General features: G+C 66.9%; 15 protein-coding genes and 1 pseudogene. 6 read left to right on the forward strand and 10 right to left on the reverse strand.

What is annotated here, in order from left to right:
- Positions 1-46 precede the first annotated feature (46 nt).
- Positions 47-928, forward strand: a complete 882-nt coding sequence (locus P7644_RS07690) for a LysR substrate-binding domain-containing protein (RefSeq protein ID WP_404302596.1) — start codon at positions 47-49, stop codon at positions 926-928.
- A gap of 349 nt (positions 929-1,277) precedes the next feature.
- A complete protein-coding gene (locus P7644_RS07695) occupies positions 1,278-2,627 on the forward strand; it encodes an MFS transporter (RefSeq protein WP_404302597.1) in 1,350 nt (449 codons plus the stop codon).
- Between the two features lie 36 nt (positions 2,628-2,663).
- Here P7644_RS07695 and murI read toward each other — a convergent pair whose 3' ends face one another.
- The 6 genes from murI to P7644_RS07725 form a co-directional block, all read right to left on the reverse strand.
- Complete coding sequence (gene murI, locus P7644_RS07700; protein ID WP_404302598.1) at positions 2,664-3,521, reverse strand: glutamate racemase; 858 nt, start codon at positions 3,519-3,521, stop codon at positions 2,664-2,666.
- Between the two features lie 81 nt (positions 3,522-3,602).
- Positions 3,603-4,223 carry a DUF938 domain-containing protein gene (locus P7644_RS07705; protein ID WP_404302599.1) on the reverse strand — a complete coding sequence of 207 codons (621 nt, stop codon included), beginning with the start codon at positions 4,221-4,223 and terminating at the stop codon, positions 3,603-3,605.
- A 37-nt stretch (positions 4,224-4,260) separates the two neighbouring features.
- Positions 4,261-5,064 carry an aldolase/citrate lyase family protein gene (locus P7644_RS07710; protein WP_404302600.1) on the reverse strand — a complete coding sequence of 268 codons (804 nt, stop codon included), beginning with the start codon at positions 5,062-5,064 and terminating at the stop codon, positions 4,261-4,263.
- Positions 5,065-5,070: 6 nt separating this feature from the next.
- The gene (locus tag P7644_RS07715; protein ID WP_404302602.1) at positions 5,071-6,540 is read right to left on the reverse strand and encodes an NAD-dependent succinate-semialdehyde dehydrogenase; all 1,470 of its coding nucleotides are present in this window, start codon (positions 6,538-6,540) and stop codon (positions 5,071-5,073) included.
- Positions 6,541-6,606: 66 nt separating this feature from the next.
- Positions 6,607-8,133 carry a UxaA family hydrolase gene (locus P7644_RS07720; protein WP_404302603.1) on the reverse strand — a complete coding sequence of 509 codons (1,527 nt, stop codon included), beginning with the start codon at positions 8,131-8,133 and terminating at the stop codon, positions 6,607-6,609.
- 2 nt (positions 8,134-8,135) lie between these two features.
- Positions 8,136-9,125 carry a Bug family tripartite tricarboxylate transporter substrate binding protein gene (locus P7644_RS07725; RefSeq protein WP_404302604.1) on the reverse strand — a complete coding sequence of 330 codons (990 nt, stop codon included), beginning with the start codon at positions 9,123-9,125 and terminating at the stop codon, positions 8,136-8,138.
- A 144-nt stretch (positions 9,126-9,269) separates the two neighbouring features.
- Between P7644_RS07725 and P7644_RS07730 the strand changes: the two genes are divergently transcribed.
- Positions 9,270-10,316, forward strand: a complete 1,047-nt coding sequence (locus tag P7644_RS07730; protein ID WP_404302605.1) for a LysR substrate-binding domain-containing protein — start codon at positions 9,270-9,272, stop codon at positions 10,314-10,316.
- A gap of 358 nt (positions 10,317-10,674) precedes the next feature.
- Here the strand turns inward: P7644_RS07730 and P7644_RS07735 are convergent.
- Together P7644_RS07735 and P7644_RS07740 are read right to left on the reverse strand one after the other, a co-directional pair.
- Positions 10,675-11,247, reverse strand: a pseudogene (locus P7644_RS07735) (patatin-like phospholipase family protein); the annotation flags it as partial.
- 145 nt (positions 11,248-11,392) lie between these two features.
- Positions 11,393-12,481, reverse strand: coding sequence for a tartrate dehydrogenase (locus tag P7644_RS07740; protein WP_404302607.1), 1,089 nt, complete (start codon positions 12,479-12,481; stop codon positions 11,393-11,395).
- Positions 12,482-12,522: 41 nt separating this feature from the next.
- Between P7644_RS07740 and P7644_RS07745 the strand changes: the two genes are divergently transcribed.
- Complete coding sequence (locus P7644_RS07745) at positions 12,523-13,518, forward strand: LysR substrate-binding domain-containing protein (RefSeq protein WP_404302608.1); 996 nt, start codon at positions 12,523-12,525, stop codon at positions 13,516-13,518.
- On the opposite strand, the gene P7644_RS07750 is transcribed toward P7644_RS07745, so the two are convergent.
- Complete coding sequence (locus P7644_RS07750; protein WP_404302609.1) at positions 13,496-13,942, reverse strand: GatB/YqeY domain-containing protein; 447 nt, start codon at positions 13,940-13,942, stop codon at positions 13,496-13,498. The two genes, P7644_RS07745 and P7644_RS07750, sit on opposite strands and share 23 nt — an antisense overlap.
- Before the next feature lie 210 nt (positions 13,943-14,152).
- Positions 14,153-14,365, reverse strand: coding sequence for a 30S ribosomal protein S21 (gene rpsU, locus P7644_RS07755; RefSeq protein ID WP_069103317.1), 213 nt, complete (start codon positions 14,363-14,365; stop codon positions 14,153-14,155).
- A gap of 269 nt (positions 14,366-14,634) precedes the next feature.
- Here rpsU and sufB point away from each other — a divergent pair, with 269 nt between their 5' ends.
- Both sufB and sufC read left to right on the forward strand, forming a co-directional pair.
- The gene (gene sufB / locus P7644_RS07760) at positions 14,635-16,137 is read left to right on the forward strand and encodes a Fe-S cluster assembly protein SufB (protein ID WP_404302610.1); all 1,503 of its coding nucleotides are present in this window, start codon (positions 14,635-14,637) and stop codon (positions 16,135-16,137) included.
- 71 nt (positions 16,138-16,208) lie between these two features.
- The gene (sufC, locus tag P7644_RS07765; protein WP_404302611.1) at positions 16,209-16,979 is read left to right on the forward strand and encodes a Fe-S cluster assembly ATPase SufC; all 771 of its coding nucleotides are present in this window, start codon (positions 16,209-16,211) and stop codon (positions 16,977-16,979) included.

Consider the following 16,979-nt stretch of genomic DNA (forward strand, 5'->3'; position numbering starts at 1 on the left):
AATGTCATATGCTTAAATATGCGAAGTAATTAACATCAGGTTATTCATGAAGCTCAATCTGCGCCAGATCGAAGTGTTCCGGGCCATCATGCTCAGCGGCTCCATCAGCGGAGCGTCCAAGCTGCTATATGTGTCCCAGCCCGCCGTGAGCCGGTTGATCGCCTATACGGAGCAGCGATTGGGATTGCAGCTCTTTGAACGCATCAAGGGCAGGCTGTACCCCACACCCGAAGCCCGCCGCCTCTTTGAAGAGGTGAGCGTGCTCTACCAGAACGTGCAGCGGGTGAACGAGGTGGCGGAGAACCTCGCCCTGAACAGGGAGGGGCAGATTCGCATTGCCTGCAGCCCCAATATCGGTCAGTCGCTTATTCCGCTGGCGGTGGCGCGTTTCACGCGGCTCTTTCCAGAGGTGCGCGTGGTGCTGCACACCCATATCCCCCATGTGATGCTGCAAGCGCTGCTTACCCAGCAGGTGGAGCTCGGTGTCACCTACATGCCGATCCCCCACCCGAGCCTGGCCATGCAGCCGCTGTATGAAAACCGCATCGTCGCCGCGCTGCCCCAGCACCACCGGCTCGCCGGGCGCGAGCAGATCTCTGGCGGTGACCTGCAGGGCGAGCGCTTTATCGGCTACGGCAGCGAGATTCCTTTTGCGCAACTGGTGCACCGCATCTTTGGCAACGAGGAAAACCAGCCTGTGCCCCGCGTCGAGGTGCAGCAGGCGCATGTGGCCTGCGCCATGGTGCAGGCGGGTGTGGGCGTGGCGTTGGTCGATGAGCTCACCATCCGTGGGCCGTCCTGGTCCAATGTGGTGGCGATCCCGGTAGCGCCCATGGTGCACGCGCCCATCCACGCCTTCAACCTGGCGTTGCAGCCCATGTCGCGCCTGGCGCAGGAGTTCGTCCGGGTGCTCAAGACGCTCGATTAATCACGCGCTACAACGATGAGCTGCCCGCAAAGGCCTTCCACCGCCATGGAAAAAGTCGCTGCGAACCGCTTGGGATCGGGTTGAAGCTTCCGGTGACTACCTAGTATTTTCCCTATATTGGCTTGATGCAAGGCATGGCTGGGATGGTGCACCTGTGCACGCACCCGGAGGTGGTGCGTGCCCGTTTTCCCTTTGTCGGAAAGGCTGAACGGGGATAAAGGCCGCCTCGCACCAAATGCATCAATTAACTTGATGTTAATTGCTATCAATAAAATGTAATGCGACATTGTTGGTGGCGAGCTCTAGCATCCAACCCATTCAATAGCTCTTCTTCCATGCCCCAACTGCCATGGCCCACATTACCGCATCCTCATATCCGGGAGCCGCTAAGGCTCAGGTCGCCTCCACAGCGCCCGTTACACATGATGCGCGCTCCAGCAAGCGCGCCGTTATCGCGGCGTCCACCGGCAACGCGCTGGAGTGGTATGACTTCACGGTCTATGCACTGTTTGCCGTCTACATCGGCCAGAACTTCTTCCAGAACGACAACCCGACGGTGCAACTCATGGCATCGTTCCTTGCGTTTGGCTTGGGCTACCTCGCCCGCCCGCTGGGCGCGCTAATCCTCGGCTCCTACGGCGATCGCAAGGGCCGCAAGGCCGCGCTGACCATGACCATCATGCTGATGGCCGCGGGCACTTTGCTCATCGCTGTCGCTCCTCCCTACGCCGCCATCGGCATCGGCGCACCGCTGCTGATCGTGGCTGGCCGCGTACTGCAGGGTTTTTCCGCAGGTGGTGAAGTAGGCGGCGCCACGGCCTTCCTTGTCGAGCATGCACCGCCGGAAAAGCGCGGCCTGTATGCATCGTGGCTGCAGGCCAGCATGGGCATCAGCAACATGATGGCCGCACTTGTTGCCACCGGCGTGACCATGATTTTCACTACACAACAGGTACATGACTGGGCTTGGCGCATTCCGTTCATCATCGGTCTGGCGATTGCCCCCGTAGGCTTGTGGATGCGCCGCGCGCTGGATGAAACCCCGCACTTCAAGGAAGAAGCTGAGCGCGCCGCAGCTTCCGGAGGGGGCGAGAAGAAGGCGCCGCTGCTGAAGGTGCTGCGCGAGTGCCCGCGCCAGTTGCTGACGGGCCTGGGCCTGTCCGTGCTGTGGGCGGCGGCTCCCTATGCCCTCATCATCTATCTGCCCATCTACGTACAGAAGAACATGGGCTTCGAGAGTTCACAGGCCTTCACGGCAGCCCTCATCGGCAATATCTTCCTGGTGGCCGGTAGTCTGGTCTCTGGCACGCTGTCGGATCGTTTCGGTCGCCGCAACATGCTGCGCTTTGGCGCGATCCTGTTGTTCGTTGGCGCCTATCCGCTGATGGCCTGGCTCCATGGGAACCACACGACACTGGCGCTGATCATTGTGCAGTCAGCCATGTGTTCCATGGTGGCGCTATTCGTGGGGGCCGCTCCTGCTGCGCTGTCCGAGATCTTCCCCACGGCCGTGCGCTCCTCGGGCATGTCTCTGTCGTATAACGCTGCCGTGACGGTGCTCGGCGGCTTTGCTCCTGCGCTGCTCACCTGGATCACCTACAAGACCGGTGTCGCCTACGCGCCGGCACTGTATGTGATGGCTGCCGCCGTTATTGCGCTGGTCGCGATCACCTTTCTGCCCAAGCGCGCAGAGGATTGAAGTAGTTCCAATTAGGGGGCGGCGATGAGCTGGTTTTCATGCGCTCGGTAGCGCCGCGCAGCACCGCGCCGGCAGCTGCAGCCAGCGCCCGGCCGCGGCCTGCAGCGCGGCCAGCTGGCCGGTGGTGTAGAGCGTGATCTGCCCCGGCTCGGTTTCTGCATGTGCCAGCGCGCCGGCCTGGGCCAGGATGCGGCGCGTCTGGCGCGCCACGGCGGCGCCGGTGTCCAGGATCTGTACCTCGGGCCCGACCAGGGTGCGCAGCGCGTCCTTGGCAAACACATAGTGCGTGCAGCCCAGCACCAGCGTGTCGATGTCGCCGGTCTTCAGGCCAAAACTGCCTAAAGCGCCCGTGTACTGTGCGCAAAGCGCTCCTATTTTTGTTGCAGACTCGGTGGCCGGCAGCGGCTCCTCGGTGCTTTGCTCTATGGCCCGGGCCAGGCCGTCGCAGGCCTGCACGGCAAAGCGCGTGTGCGCCGAATGCGCCTCCAGCAGCCTTTGAAAGCGCGCGCTGCCCACCGTGCCGCGCGTGGCCAGCACGCCCACATGGTGCGTCTGGCTGCAGGCAGCGGCGGGCTTGAGTGCGGGCTCCACGCCGATGGCGGGCAGGTCGGGCAGGGTGGCGCGCAGCTGCTCCACGGCAGCGGCCGTGGCGGTGTTGCAGGCCACCACCAGGGCCTTGATGCCGTGCTGCGCGCGCAGCCAGCGCGCGATGGCCAGCGTCCGCCCCTGCACGAAGGCCTCGCCCTTCTCGTCGCCGTAGGGCGCGTTGCCGCTGTCGGCCAGGTAGACGAAGTCTTCGTGTGGCAGCTCGTGGCGCAGGGCCTGCAGCACGCTCAGGCCGCCTATGCCGCTGTCGAACACGCCGATGGGCCGGGCGGCAGGGGCTTGTGTCATGGCTGGTGCAAACAGGGGGTAATGGGGTGGTTGGTGCGCGCGTGGCGCGCTGCAAGGCCGCAAGTATGCCCGCGCCGGCCGTCACGCCATGGCCGTGCGGCGGAACACCAGCAAGCGGTTGTTGGCCGGCATGGGGTGGTCGTGCTCCAGTGCCAGGCCATGGCTTGCAGCCAGCGCCAGGATGTCCTCGAAGTGGCGTATGCCGCTCGCTGGGTCGCGCGCACGCAGCCAGGCGTCGAAGGCGCGGTTGCTGTCGCTGGTGTAGGTGCCGCCGTAGTTGAACGGGCCGTACAGCGCCAGCACGCCGCCCGCGGGCAGGTGGGCGCCCGCCAGCGCGAACAGCTGCTCCACCAGCGGCCAGGCCACGATGTGTGCGGTGTTGGCGGAAAACACGGCGTCGAATGGGCCGTCGGGCCAGCCGCTGCTGGCCAGGTCCAGCAGCAGCGGCGGGCGCAGGTTGGGCGCGGGGTACGCGGCCTGCCAGGCGCGTATGCCGGCGTGGTTCCCGGCCAGGTCGCTGGTCTGCCAGACCAGGTGCGGCAGGCGCGGCGCGAAATGCACGCCGTGCTGGCCCGTGCCCGAGCCGATCTCCAGCACCTGGCGGCGGTCGGCAAAGGCCTGGAGCAGTACGGCCAGGATGGGGGCCCGGTTGTTTTCGCAGGCCTGGGAGAAGGGCAGGTCGGGGGGGTGTGGGACGGTCATGGGAGCTGGAGCATGCACCGCCCGATTATTCCCCTTGTCAGTAGGCGGCACTGGGCGGCGGTTCGGCGCCGGCGCCCGTGCTACCCAGCTCGGTGCGCCTTTTGCGCGCCGCCTGGGTGAACATCAGCACGTCCACCCCCACGGCCACGAAGCTGCAGCCCAGATCCAGGTAGCGCCGCGCCAGCGCCGGGTCCGAGGTCAGCGTGCCCGCGGCCTTGCCGCTGGCGATGATGGTGCGCATGGCGCCCTTGATGGCGGCCTGCACCTCGGGATGGCCGGGGTTGCCGCGGTGGCCCATGGACGCGGCCAGGTCGGCCGGGCCGATGAACACGCCGTGCACGCCGTCCACGGCGCAGATGGCCTCCAGGTTGCCGAGCGCCGTGGCGGTCTCGGCCTGCACCAGCAGGCAGACCTCGTCGTCGGCCACGTCCAGGTAGTCGCTGCGGCGGCTCCACTGCGAGGCGCGCCCCACGGCGCTGCCCACGCCGCGCACGCCCCGGGGCGGGTACTGCGTGGCGGCCACGATGGCGCGCGCCTGTTCGGGCGTATCCACCATGGGCACGAGCAGGGTCTTGGCGCCTATGTCCAGCATCTGCTTGATGAGAGCCGTGCTGCCCTCCACCACGCGCACCACGGGCTGGCCGGGATAGGGCGCCACGGCCTGCAGCGCGGCCAGCGTGCCGCGCAGGTCGTTGGGGGCATGCTCGCCGTCGATCAGCAGCCAGTCGTAGCCGCAGGTGGCGGCAGCCTCGGCCAGATAGGGCGTGGCCATGGACAGCCACAGGCCGATCTGGGGCTGGCGCGCGGCCAGGGCGGATTTGAAGGGGTTGTGTGCGGGCATGGCTTGTCAGTCGAGTTGGCCTTGGCAGACGTACTTGGTGTGCAGGTAGTCGTCCAGCCCGTGCGTCGATCCCTCGCGCCCGTAGCCCGACTCCTTCACGCCGCCAAAGGGTGCGGCCTCGGCCGAGATGGCGCCCTCGTTGATGCCGACGATGCCCGATTCGAGCGCATCGGCCACGCGCCAGATGCGGCGCACGTCCTGGCTGTAGAAGTAGGCGGCCAGGCCGAAGGGCGTGTCGTTGGCGGCCCGGACCACCTCGTCCTCGCTGTCGAACCGGGTCAGCGGCGCCACGGGGCCGAAGGTCTCCTCGCAGGCGCAGGCCATGCTGGAGTCGGCGCCGGTGAGCACGGTGGGGGCGTAGTAGGTGGGGCCCAGGGCCGGCAGACGCTGGCCGCCCGTGAGCACCTTGGCGCCCTTGGCGATGGCGTCCTGCACATGGCGCTCGATCTTCTCCACGGCGCGGTCGTTGATCATGGGGCCGATCTGCGAGGCCGGGTCGCTGGCCGGCCCGACCTTGAGCGCGGCCACGCGTGCGGCGAGCTTTTGCGCAAACGCATCGAACACGCCGCGCTGCACGAACACGCGGTTCGGGCAGACGCAGGTCTGGCCGCCGTTCCGGAACTTGGCGGCCATGAAGCCTTCGACGGCGGCGTCCACGTCGGCGTCGTCGAACACGATGAAGGGGGCGTTGCCGCCGAGCTCGAGCGAGAGTTTTTTCAGCGTATCGGCGCTGCGCCGCGCCAGGTGCTTGCCCACGGGCGTGGAGCCGGTGAAGGTGATCTTGCGCACGCGCGGGTCGTCGAGCCACACATCGACCACCTCGGGCGTCTTCTCGCGCGAGGCGGTGACGATGTTGAGCACGCCCGCGGGCACGCCCGCCTCCTGCGCCAGCAGCACCAGGGCCAGGGAGGTGAGCGGCGTGTCCTCGGCGGGCTTGCAGACCACGGTGCAGCCGGCGGCCAGGGCGGGGGCGATCTTGCGCGCGATCATCGCGGCGGGAAAGTTCCACGGCGTGATGGCGGCCACCACGCCCACGGGCTCGCGCAGCGCGAACATGCGCCGGCCCGGCACGGGCGCGGGAATGAGCTCGCCGTTCATGCGCGTGGCCTCCTCGCCGAACCATTCGATGTAGCTGGCGGCGTAGGCGACCTCGCCCTTGCCCTCGGCCAGGGGCTTGCCCTGTTCGCGGGAAATGAGCTTGCCCAGGTCGTCCTGGTGCGCCATCACGAGGTCGTGCCAGCGCTTGATGATGGCCGCGCGCTGCTTGGCCGGCAGCTTGCGCCAGGCGGGGAAGGCGGCGTGCGCGGCGGCTAGCGCGGCGCGGGCCTCGGCCGCGCCCGAGTCGGGCACCTCGGTGATGAGGGCGCCGGTGGCCGGGTCGGTCACGGCCAGGCGCGCGGCGGGCGTGGCGGTCCAGGCGCCGTTGATGAAGTTGGCGCTGCGGATCAGCTCGGTGCGGGTCAGGGTCAGAGGCATGGCTTTGAATAAAATTGGCCTCCAGCGCTTATTGGTAAAGCGCTGGCAGCTATTGTTTCAGGAGTATTAGCTGACGATGCCCAGGTGCCAGGGCACGAACTCATTGTCCCCCAGGCCCAGGGCTTCGCTCTTGGTGGGCTCGCCGCTGGCGTGGTGCAGGATCTGTTCGAAGATGCGCCGGCCCATCTCGGCCACCGTGCATTCTCCATCGACGATCAGGCCGCAGTTGATGTCCATGTCCTCCGAAAGGCGTTGGTACATGGGCGTGTTGCTGGCCAGCTTCATGGTGGGCGCGGGCTTGCTGCCGAACATGGAGCCGCGCCCGGTGGTAAAGCAGATCAGGTTGGCGCCGCTGGCGATCTGGCCCGTGGCGGCCACGGGGTCGTAGCCGGGCGAGTCCATGAAGACGAAGCCGCTCTCGGTGATGGGCTCGGCGTATTCGTAGACCGCGCGCAACGGCGTGGTGCCGCCCTTCATGGCGCTGCCCAGCGACTTCTCGAAGATGTTGGCCAGGCCGCCGGCCTGGTTGCCGTGGCCCACCACGCCGTTGAACTGCGCGTTCTGGCCGGCGGCGTAGCGCTCCCACCAGGCCAGGCGGTCGAGCAGCTTCTGGCCCACCGCGGGGCTGATGGCGCGGCGCGTGAGCATGAACTCCACGCCGTGGATCTCGGGCGTCTCGCTCAGGATGGCCGTGCCGCCGTGGCGCACCAGGATGTCCATGGCCGCGCCCAGCGCCGGGTTGGCGGTGATGCCGGAGAAGCCGTCCGAGCCGCCGCATTCCAGGCCGATCTTGAGGTGGCTGGCACTCACCGGCTGGCGCCGCGCCTGGTTGGCGATCGGCAGCATTTCCGCTATGGCCTTGATGCCCGCCTCTATGGTGACGCGCGTGCCGCCCACTTCTTGCATCACCATGGTGCGCAGCAGCCGGCCTTCCTGCAGGCCCTGCGACTGCACCAGCCCATCGACCTGGTTGCGCTCGCAGCCCAGGCCGACGATGAGCACGCCCGCCAGGTTGGGGTGGCGCGCATAGCCGGCCAGCGTGCGGCGCAGCACGTCGAAATGCTCGCTCGGCGAGGACATGCCGCAGCCGCTGGTTTGGGCAAAGGCCACCACGCCATCGACGTTGGGAAAGGCCGCCAGCCGCTCGGGCGTGAAGTGCGCGGCGATATGCCGGATTACCGTGGCCGAGCAATTCACCGACGACAGGATGCCGATGAAGTTGCGCGTGCCCACTCGGCCGTCGGCGCGCACAAAGCCCTGGAACGTGGCGCGCTGCGCTTCAGGCACGTAGTCGACGGGCTGGACATCCGCGCCGAAGGCCGGGTCGCGGTAGTAGTCCACGATCTTCAGGTTGTGGCTGTGCACGTAGTCGCCCGGCTCCAGGTCGCGCGTGGCCACGCCGATCACGGTGTCGTACTTCTTCACCTGCTCGCCCTCGGCGATGCGGCGCGCGGCGACCTTGTGCCCAGGAGGCACCTGGGCGCGCGTGCGCACGCCCAGCTCGGGAATCTCCTGGCCCAGCGCCAGCGCGGTCTTGGCGACGTACACGTTGTCGTTGGGGTGCAGGTGCAGCAGCAGTGGATTGGGGCGCATGGTCAACCTTTCATCAGCTCACGCAGCTTGAGCTTGTCGATGAGCAAGGTCTCCTTCTGGTAGACGGTGTTCACGTATTTCTCGTAGTCAGGGCCGTCCAGGTACAGCAGCGGCGCGTCGAGCTTCTCGGCCACGGCCTTGAACTCGGGGCTGGCCACGGCCTGGCGGAAGGCATCGCGCAGCCTGGCCAATACGGCGGGGTCCAGGCCCTTGGGCGCGCCGATGCCGTTGGGGGCGTCCACCACCACGTTGTAGCCCAGGTCCTTGAGCGTGGGCGTGTCCTTGAAGCGGGCGGTGCGCTGCTCGCCCCAGGTGGCCAGCAGGCGCAGCTTGCCAGCCTCCACATGCGGGGCCCAGGAGCTGGAATCGGCCAGCGCATCCACATGGCCGCCCAGCACGCCCTGCAGCGCCTCGGCGCCGCCCTTGTAGGGCACATGGTTGAGCTGTATGCCGGCGGCCATGGCGAATTCCTCCATGCCCACATGGGTGGCGCCGCCCACGCCCGCGTGGGCATAGGTCACCTGGCCAGGCTTTGCCTTGGCGGCGGCGACGAAGTCCTGCAGCGTCTTGAACGGCGAGGCGGCCGGCACGGCGATGCCAAAGGTCTGGCCGGAGGTGCGTGCGATGTAGCTGAAGTCCTTGCGCGGATCGGCCTGCAGGGTGCCCAGCTGCGAGAAGCGCGTGACCGAGATCGGGATCTGGCCGATGGTGTAGCCGTCGGGCTTGGCCGCTGCCAGCGCCTTGGCGCCGATCATGCCCGAGGCGCCGGCGCGGTTCTCCACGGCGATGGCCTGGCCCAGCACGCGGCCGGCCACGGTGCACAGCGCGCGCATCGACTGGTCGGCCGTGCCGCCGGCGGGCCAGGGGCAGATGAAGGTGATGGGGCGCTCGGGCCAGGCCTGGGCGAACAGGTGCCTGGAGCTGGTGGTGAGGGCGGCGGCGCCAAGTGCGCCGAAGACGAATTGACGGCGGCTACTGCGTGGGGTCTGCATGCATGTCTCCTATTTGCGGGGGGCTGACATAAGGATCAGTCGGCCCGCATTGTTCGGTGCTGCGGCATAACAATCCAATGAAAATACCGACTTGCTACATTGCAAAATGGTTATGAATCTGATGGCGCACAAGGAGTCCTGGCGATGGCACAGATAGACCGCGTACTGCGCAGCAACCTTAAGCTGCGCCACCTGCAGATGCTGGTGGCGCTGGACCAGTTTCAGCACCTGGGGCGGGCGGCCGAGTTTTTGTCGCTGACGCAGCCCGCCGTCTCCAAGACGCTGGCCGAGATCGAGTCCATGTTCGGCCTGCCGCTGTTCGAGCGCTCCACGCGCGGCACCAGGCCCACGGCGGCGGGGGCGAGCGTGGTGCGCTTCGCGCGCTCGGTGCTCGCGGGCTACGAGCGCACGCGCGACGAGATCGCCGCCGAGGCCAGCGGCGCCAGCGGCCGCACCAGCGTGGGCGCCATGGTGTCGGCCACGCCGGTGCTGCTGGCGCAGGCCGTGGAGCGGCTCAAGGCGCGCTCCAGCCGCACCACGGTGCTCATCGAGGAGGGCGACCTTGCACGCCTTTTACCGAAGCTGCGCCTGGGCGAGCTGGACCTGTTCGTGGGCCGCCTGGAACCCGCCTATGCCTCGCCTGACCTGGAGACCGAGCCGCTGTGCGAAGACCCCATGGTGGCCGTGGTGCGCCCCGGCCATGCGCTGGCGCGCAAGCGCGCCGTGCAATGGGCCGACCTGGCCGGGCAGCCCTGCGTGCTGCCGCCGCCCTGGGCCTCGCTGCGCGTGAAGCTGGAGCAGCAATTTTTTGCCCATGGCCTGCACCCGCCGGTGGACATTGTCGAGTCCGCCTCTTTTCTGTCGCAGCTCACATTCATGCACCAGCGCGGCGCCGTGGCCTTTATGGCGTGCAACGTGGCGCAGCATTTCGCGCAGCAGGGCATGCTGGCGCTGCTCAAGCTGCCCGTGCCGGTCGAACTGCCGCCCCTGGGCCTGATCACGCTGCGCGGGCAGCGGTTGACGCCGGTGACGGCGCTGCTGGTCGAGTGCCTGAAGGAGGGTGCGGCTCTCAGGGAGAGGCGCAGGAATCATCCAGCCCCGCCATCCCCGCGAACTTCTGCATGCGTGAACGCTTGTCCAGGCAGTCCTGGTGCCGGGCCTCGCGTGCCTTCTGTTGCGCCAGGCGCGTAGTCTGTGCACGCTCGGCCTGCAGCTGGCTGATGCGCGCGCGGATCTGCGCCATGGCGGCCAGGGCGGCCTTCTCGCCCTCCACGATGGCGCTGGCGCGCTGGTTGAAGTCCACCGGGCCCATGTCCAGCACCTGCGGGCGTATGACCACGTCGGCACGCGCCAGCTCGGCCTGGCCGAGCTTCTGGCCCATGATGGCAATCGACTGGTTCAATGCCCCCAGCATATGTTCCGGTGTCTTGCCCCGGGCCTTGCTGGAGATGTCCACGGCGATCACCAGGTCGGCGCCCAGCTGGCGCGTGGCATCCACGGGCACGGGGCTGACGATGCCGCCATCGACGAAATGGTATTTGCCTATGGCCACGGGCTGGAACACGCCGGGGATGCTGCTGGAGGCGCGTACCGCCTGGCCGGTATTGCCGCGCGCGAACACGGTGCGCTCGCCGTCCTCCAGGCGCGTGGCCACGGCAACGAAGGGCTTGGGCAGCTGTTCCAGCGGTTTGCGCTGCACTTGTGCGTTGACATAGTCCTCCAGCTTCTGGCCCTGCACCAGGCCGCCCGAGGACAGCTGCAGGTCGCGGATCTTGGCCTCGTCCAGCGCCACGGCCTTTTCCTGCAGCTCGAAGGCGTCCATGCCGCTGGCGTAGAGCGCCCCGACCACGCTGCCCGCGCTGGTGCCCGCCACTACCGACGGCGCCAGGCCATTCGCCTCCAGCATCTTGATCACGCCGATATGCGCAAAGCCCTTGGCCGCGCCACCGCCCAGGGCGATGCCGATCTTGATCGGCGCGGCCGGAGTGCTTGCCTCGGCTTCGCGGGTGGCCGCGGGCTGGCTTGGCCCAGGGCTGCTGCATGCTGCCAGGCCGGCCAGGCTGAAGGCCGCCAGCGGGCGCCAAAAAGCACGCCTGCGCGTGCCAAGAAATCCTGCATTCATAGCGGCGGGGAGTATAGGGGGGGTGCTTTGCCTCTGTGTCAGCAGTGTTGTTGCATTGCAGTAAATTTAATATAAAAACAGCTGCTAACGCTTTTTGGTAAAGCGTCAGCAGCTATCAAATAAAGAGTCAATGTGGGCGCGGTCTTCAGCCCTTGGCAATCCGGGCTGCAATGGCCTCGCCCACCTGCTGGGTGCTGGCCTGGCCGCCCAGGTCGGGCGTGCGCGGGCCGGTCTTGATGACCTCTTCGATGGCGGCCACGATGGCGTCGTGCGCGGCGCGGCCAGCGCCCTGGCCCTGGGTCAGGAAGTCCAGCATCAGCGCGCCGGACCAGACCATGGCAATCGGGTTGGCGATGTTCTTGCCGTAGATGTCGGGCGCCGAGCCATGCACCGGCTCGAACAGGCTGGGGAAGCCGCGCTCGGGGTTCAGGTTGGCCGACGGCGCCAGGCCTATGGTGCCGGTGGTGGCCGGCCCCAGGTCGGACAGGATGTCGCCAAACAGGTTGGTGGCGGCCACCACGTCAAAGCGCCCCGGCTGCAGCACGAAGCGTGCGGTCAGGATGTCGATGTGCTGCTTGTCCAGCGCCACGTCGGGGTAGTCCTTGGCCACATCGTCTGCGCGCTGGTCCCACCAGGGCATGCTGATGGCGATGCCGTTGCTCTTGGTGGCCAGGGTCACGTGCTTCTTCGGGCGGCTCTGGGCCAGGTCGAAGGCGAACTTGAGCAGGCGGTTGGCGCCGTGGCGCGAGTAGACCGATTCCTGGATCACGATTTCGCGCTCGGTGCCTTCGTACATCACGCCGCCCAGCGAGGTGTACTCGCCCTCGGTGTTTTCGCGCACCACGTAGTAGTCGATGTCGCCTGGCTTCCTGCCCGCCAGCGGGCAGGGCACTCCCTCGAACAGGCGCACCGGGCGCAGGTTGATGTACTGGTCGAATTCGCGGCGGAACTTCAGCAGCGAACCCCACAGCGAGACATGGTCGGGCACGGTGGCCGGCCAGCCCACGGCGCCGAAGAAGATAGCGTCCATGCCCGAGAGCTGGGCCTTCCAGTCGTCGGGCATCATCTTGCCGTGCTGCGCGTAGTAGTCGCAGTGTGCCCAGTCAAAGTGGTGCAGCTCCAGCGCCAGGCCGAAGCGCTGGGCGGCGGCCTGTACGGCGCGCAGGCCTTCGGGCATGACTTCCTTGCCAATGCCGTCGCCGGGCAGGACTGCGATCTTGTAAGTGGCTTGCATGTTGTGGTTCTCCAAGAGGTGGTGGCCGCCATTGTTCACTGATGACGAGATCCATACAATGCGCGGTTCTGTGGTTCTACTGTTCACGCTTCGTGCAGAAAATCCCGCCTACTGAAGATTTGCGCGTCTTCTGCACCGTGGTGCGCAAGGCCAGCTTTGCCGCGGCGGCGCAGGCGCTGGCGGCCTCGCCGGCCTATGTGAGCAAGCGCATCCGCCTGCTGGAGCACGAGCTGGGCGTGCCGCTGCTGCACCGCACCACGCGCCGCGTGACCGTCACCGACCAGGGCGAGCGGGTATTCCACTGGGCGCAGCGCATCCTCGACGACATGGACCAGCTCATGCAGGAGGTGGCCGTCACACGGCGCGAGCCGCAGGGGCTGCTGCGCGTCTCCAGCAGCTTCGGCTTTGGCCGCAACGTGGTGGCGCCCGTGCTCTCGCACCTGGTGCAGCGCCACCCGGGCCTGCAGGTGCGGCTGGAGGTGTTCGACCGGCTGGTGGACGTGGCCGGCGAGGGCTTTGACCTGGATGTGCGCGTGGGCGACGAGATCGCCCCGCACCTGATCGCGCGGCGCCTGGCCGACAACCACCGCGTGCTCTGCGCCGCACCCGATTACCTGGCGCGCCGGGGCACGCCGCGCACGCCGGCCGAGCTGCCCATGCACGACTGCCTGGTGATCAAGGAGCGCGACCATCCGTTTGGCGTATGGCGCCTGCGCGCGGGCGCGCAGGAAGAGACGGTGAAGGTGACCGGGCCGCTGTCGGCCAACAACGGCGAGATGGTGGTGCAGTGGGCCGTCCATGGGCGCGGCATTGCGCTGCGCTCGCTATGGGATGTGGGTGCCCACCTGGAGGCGGGGCGCCTGGTGCAGCTGCTGCCCGAGTGGCGCCAGGAGGCCAACATCTGGGCCGTCTACCCCACGCCGCTGGAGCGTTCGGCCAAGGTACGGGTGTGCGTGGAGTTCTTGCAGGAGTATTTTGCCAAGGGCCGGCTTGGGCGGGCCGCCGCGCCTTGGCCTACCCCGCCAGCGCCGCCTTGACCGCGCTTGACACCAGGCCCATCTCGGCCTTGCCGGCCAGGCGCGTCTTGACCACGCCCATGACCTTGCCCATGTCGCCCGGGCCCTTGGCGCCCACTTCGGCCACGATGGCCTGGACGGCCTGCAGGATCTCGGCCTCGGACATGCGCGCGGGCAGGTAGGCCTGCAGCACGGCAACTTCAGCCTTTTCCTTGTCGGCCAGGTCCTGGCGGCCCGCGCCCTCGAAGGCGGTGATGCTGTCCTTGCGCTGCTTGATGAGCTTGTCCACGATGGCGACGACGGCCGCATCGTCGAGCGTGATGCGCTCGTCCACTTCCTTTTGCTTCATGGCCGCCTGCAGCAGGCGGATCGTGCCCAGGCGCTCGCTGTCCTTGGCGCGCATGGCGTTCTTCATGTCTTCGGTGATCTGGTCTTTGAGGCTCATGGCAGCTTCCTTCAATCAGTGGGTGGCCGGGGGACAGGGTTTGCCAAAAGGCTTTCTGGCTAGGCGCAACGCCGCAGGCAGTAGTGTTGCTACGACAAGGCGGTGCAACGACGCCAGAAAGTCTTTTGGCAAACCCGCAAAAACAAAAAACCCGCGCTTGGCGTCCCTAGCGCGGGTTTGGTGGGCGTCTCGTAGCAACGCCGGCTGTGCTTAGTACAGCTTCTTGGGCAGCTGCATGCTGCGCACGCGCTTGTAGTGGCGCTTGACGGCGGCGGCCTTCTTGCGCTTGCGCTCGGAGGTGGGCTTCTCGTAGAACTCGCGGGCGCGCAGGTCGGTCAGCAGGCCCAGCTTCTCGATGGTGCGCTTGAAGCGGCGCAGGGCAACGTCAAAAGGCTCGTTTTCTTTAACGCGAATGGTGGTCATTAGCTAATTTGTTTCCAAAATATGCCCACAGAGGGTATCCAGGAAGATCGGGCCTGGGTGCCATGTGCGGCGGGTTCCCCGTCTATAACTAGTATCCGGCCGACGGGGCATTGCCAGCAGAGCCAAGCATTATAACTACACGAGGCATGGTGACAAGGATTGCGTGGCATGCTTGGCGATGTCCCTGGTGCGTGTGCAGGGACAGCCGCCCGGTTTGCCGGAATTGCAAAAGATTCATACGATATGAATATTTAAACCATGCCTCAGCCATGACCTCACAAACTGCCACCCTTGGCGCACCGGCCGCGAGCCAGGATGCCCAGCCAGTCCAGCAGGCGCCGGCCCTGGAGCAGGCGCTTGCCCGTCCCTACCAGCATGGTTTTGTCACCGACATCGAGTCCGACAGCCTGCCGCCGGGTCTAGATGAAGACACGATCCGTGCCATCTCGCGCAAGAAAAAGGAGCCCGAATTCCTGCTCAACTGGCGCCTGGCGGCGTTTGAGCGCTGGCGCGCCATGGAGCTGCCCGATTGGGCACACCTGAAGATAGCACCGATCGACTTCCAGGCGCTGTCCTACTATTCGGCGCCCAAGTCCATGAAGGACCGCCCCAAGAGCCTGGACGAGGTCGACCCCAAGCTGCTGGAAACCTACGAGAAGCTCGGCGTGCCGCTGCACGAGCGCGCGGCGCTGGCCGGCGTGGCGGTGGATGCGGTGTTCGACTCGGTCTCGGTGGGCACGACGTTCCGCAAGCAGCTGGCCGACGTGGGCGTGATCTTCTGCTCGTTCTCGCACGCGGTGCAGAACCACCCCGAGCTGGTGGAAAAATACCTGGGCACGGTGGTGCCTCAGGGTGACAACTTTTATGCGGCGCTGAACTCGGCCGTGTTCTCCGATGGCTCGTTTGTCTACATCCCCAAGGGCGTGCGCTGCCCGATGGAGCTGTCGTCCTACTTCCGCATCAACGCGCAGAACACGGGGCAGTTCGAGCGCACGCTGATCATTGCCGAGGAGGGCAGCTCGGTCAGCTACCTGGAGGGCTGCACCGCGCCGCAGCGCGACGAGAACCAGCTGCACGCGGCCGTGGTCGAACTCATCGCGCACGACGATGCCTTCATCAAGTATTCGACGGTGCAGAACTGGTACCCCGGCGACGAGAACGGCCGGGGCGGCATCTACAACTTCGTCACCAAGCGCGGCCTGGCCGCGGGCAGGCGCTCGCGCATCGCCTGGACGCAGATCGAGACCGGCTCGGCGATTACCTGGAAGTACCCCAGCGTGGTGCTGCGCGGCGATGAGTCCAACGGCGAGTTCCACTCGATTGCCGTGTCCAACCACTGGCAGCAGGCGGACACCGGCACGAAGATGATCCACCTGGGCAAGAACACCACCAGCCGCATCGTCTCCAAGGGCATCAGCGCGGGCCACGCGCAGAACAGCTACCGCGGCCTGGTGCGCGTCAACCCCGGCGCTGCCGGCGCGCGCAACCACACGCAGTGCGACTCGCTGCTCATCGGGCCGCATTGCGGCGCCCACACCTTCCCCTATGTGGACACCGCGCGCGGCGACGCCGTGGTGGAGCATGAGGCGACGACCACGCGCATCTCCGAGGAGCGGCTGTTCTACTGCGAGCAGCGCGGCATCGACGCGCAGGAGGCCACGGCGCTCATCGTCGGCGGCTTCTGCCAGGCCGTGCTGGAGGAACTGCCCATGGAGTTTGCCCTGGAGGCCAAGGCGCTGCTGGCCGTGTCGCTGGAAGGCGCCGTAGGCTGATATTTATGGATAAAAAGGCTTTATCGCTTGTGTATAAAGCGTAAGCAGCTATCAAAAAAGTAGGAACCCACATGACCCACACCCCACCCCTGCTGCAAGTGCGCGACCTGCGCGTTCAAGTTGGCGAGCGCACCGTGCTGCACTCGGTCTCGCTGGATGTGCAGCCCGGCCAGCTCGTCGTGCTGATGGGCGCCAACGGCAGCGGCAAGAGCACGCTGGGCATGGCGCTGGCGGGGCACCCGCATTACGCCGTCCAGGGCGGGCAGGCGCTGCTCGCCGGGCAGGACCTGCTGCAGCGGCCCGCGCATGAGCGCGCGCGCGCGGGGCTGTTCGTCTCCTTCCAGTCGCCGCCCGACGTGCCGGGCGTGAAGAACAATCTTTTCATCCGCACCGCCTTGAATGCCATGCACGAGGCGCGCGGCCAGGAGCCGCTGGATGCGTTCGACTTCCTGGCCAGCGCCAAGAAGGCCGCCAAGGAACTGGGCCTGCCCGAGGCCATGTTGAGCCGCCCGGTGAACGAGGGCTTCTCCGGCGGCGAGAGAAAGCGCAACGAGCTTTTGCAGCTGTCGCTTTTGAAGCCGCGCCTGGCGCTGCTCGACGAGATCGACTCCGGCATGGACGTGGACGGCGTGCGCGCCGTGGTCGCCCTGGTGCAGAAGCTGCGTGCCGAGGGGACGGCCTTCATCGTCGTCTCGCATTACCTCACGATGATCGAGCAGCTGCAGCCCGACGCCGTGCTGCGCCTGGACCAGGGCTGCATTGCCGAGACCGGTGACCTGGAGCTGGCGCGCCGCATTGCCCGCACCGGTTTTGCACGCGCGCACCAAACGGTGGAGGCCTGA

The sequence above is a fragment of the Alicycliphilus denitrificans genome, from assembly GCF_044792555.1.
GTDB classification, from domain to species: Bacteria; Pseudomonadota; Gammaproteobacteria; order Burkholderiales; family Burkholderiaceae_C; genus Alicycliphilus; species Alicycliphilus denitrificans_A.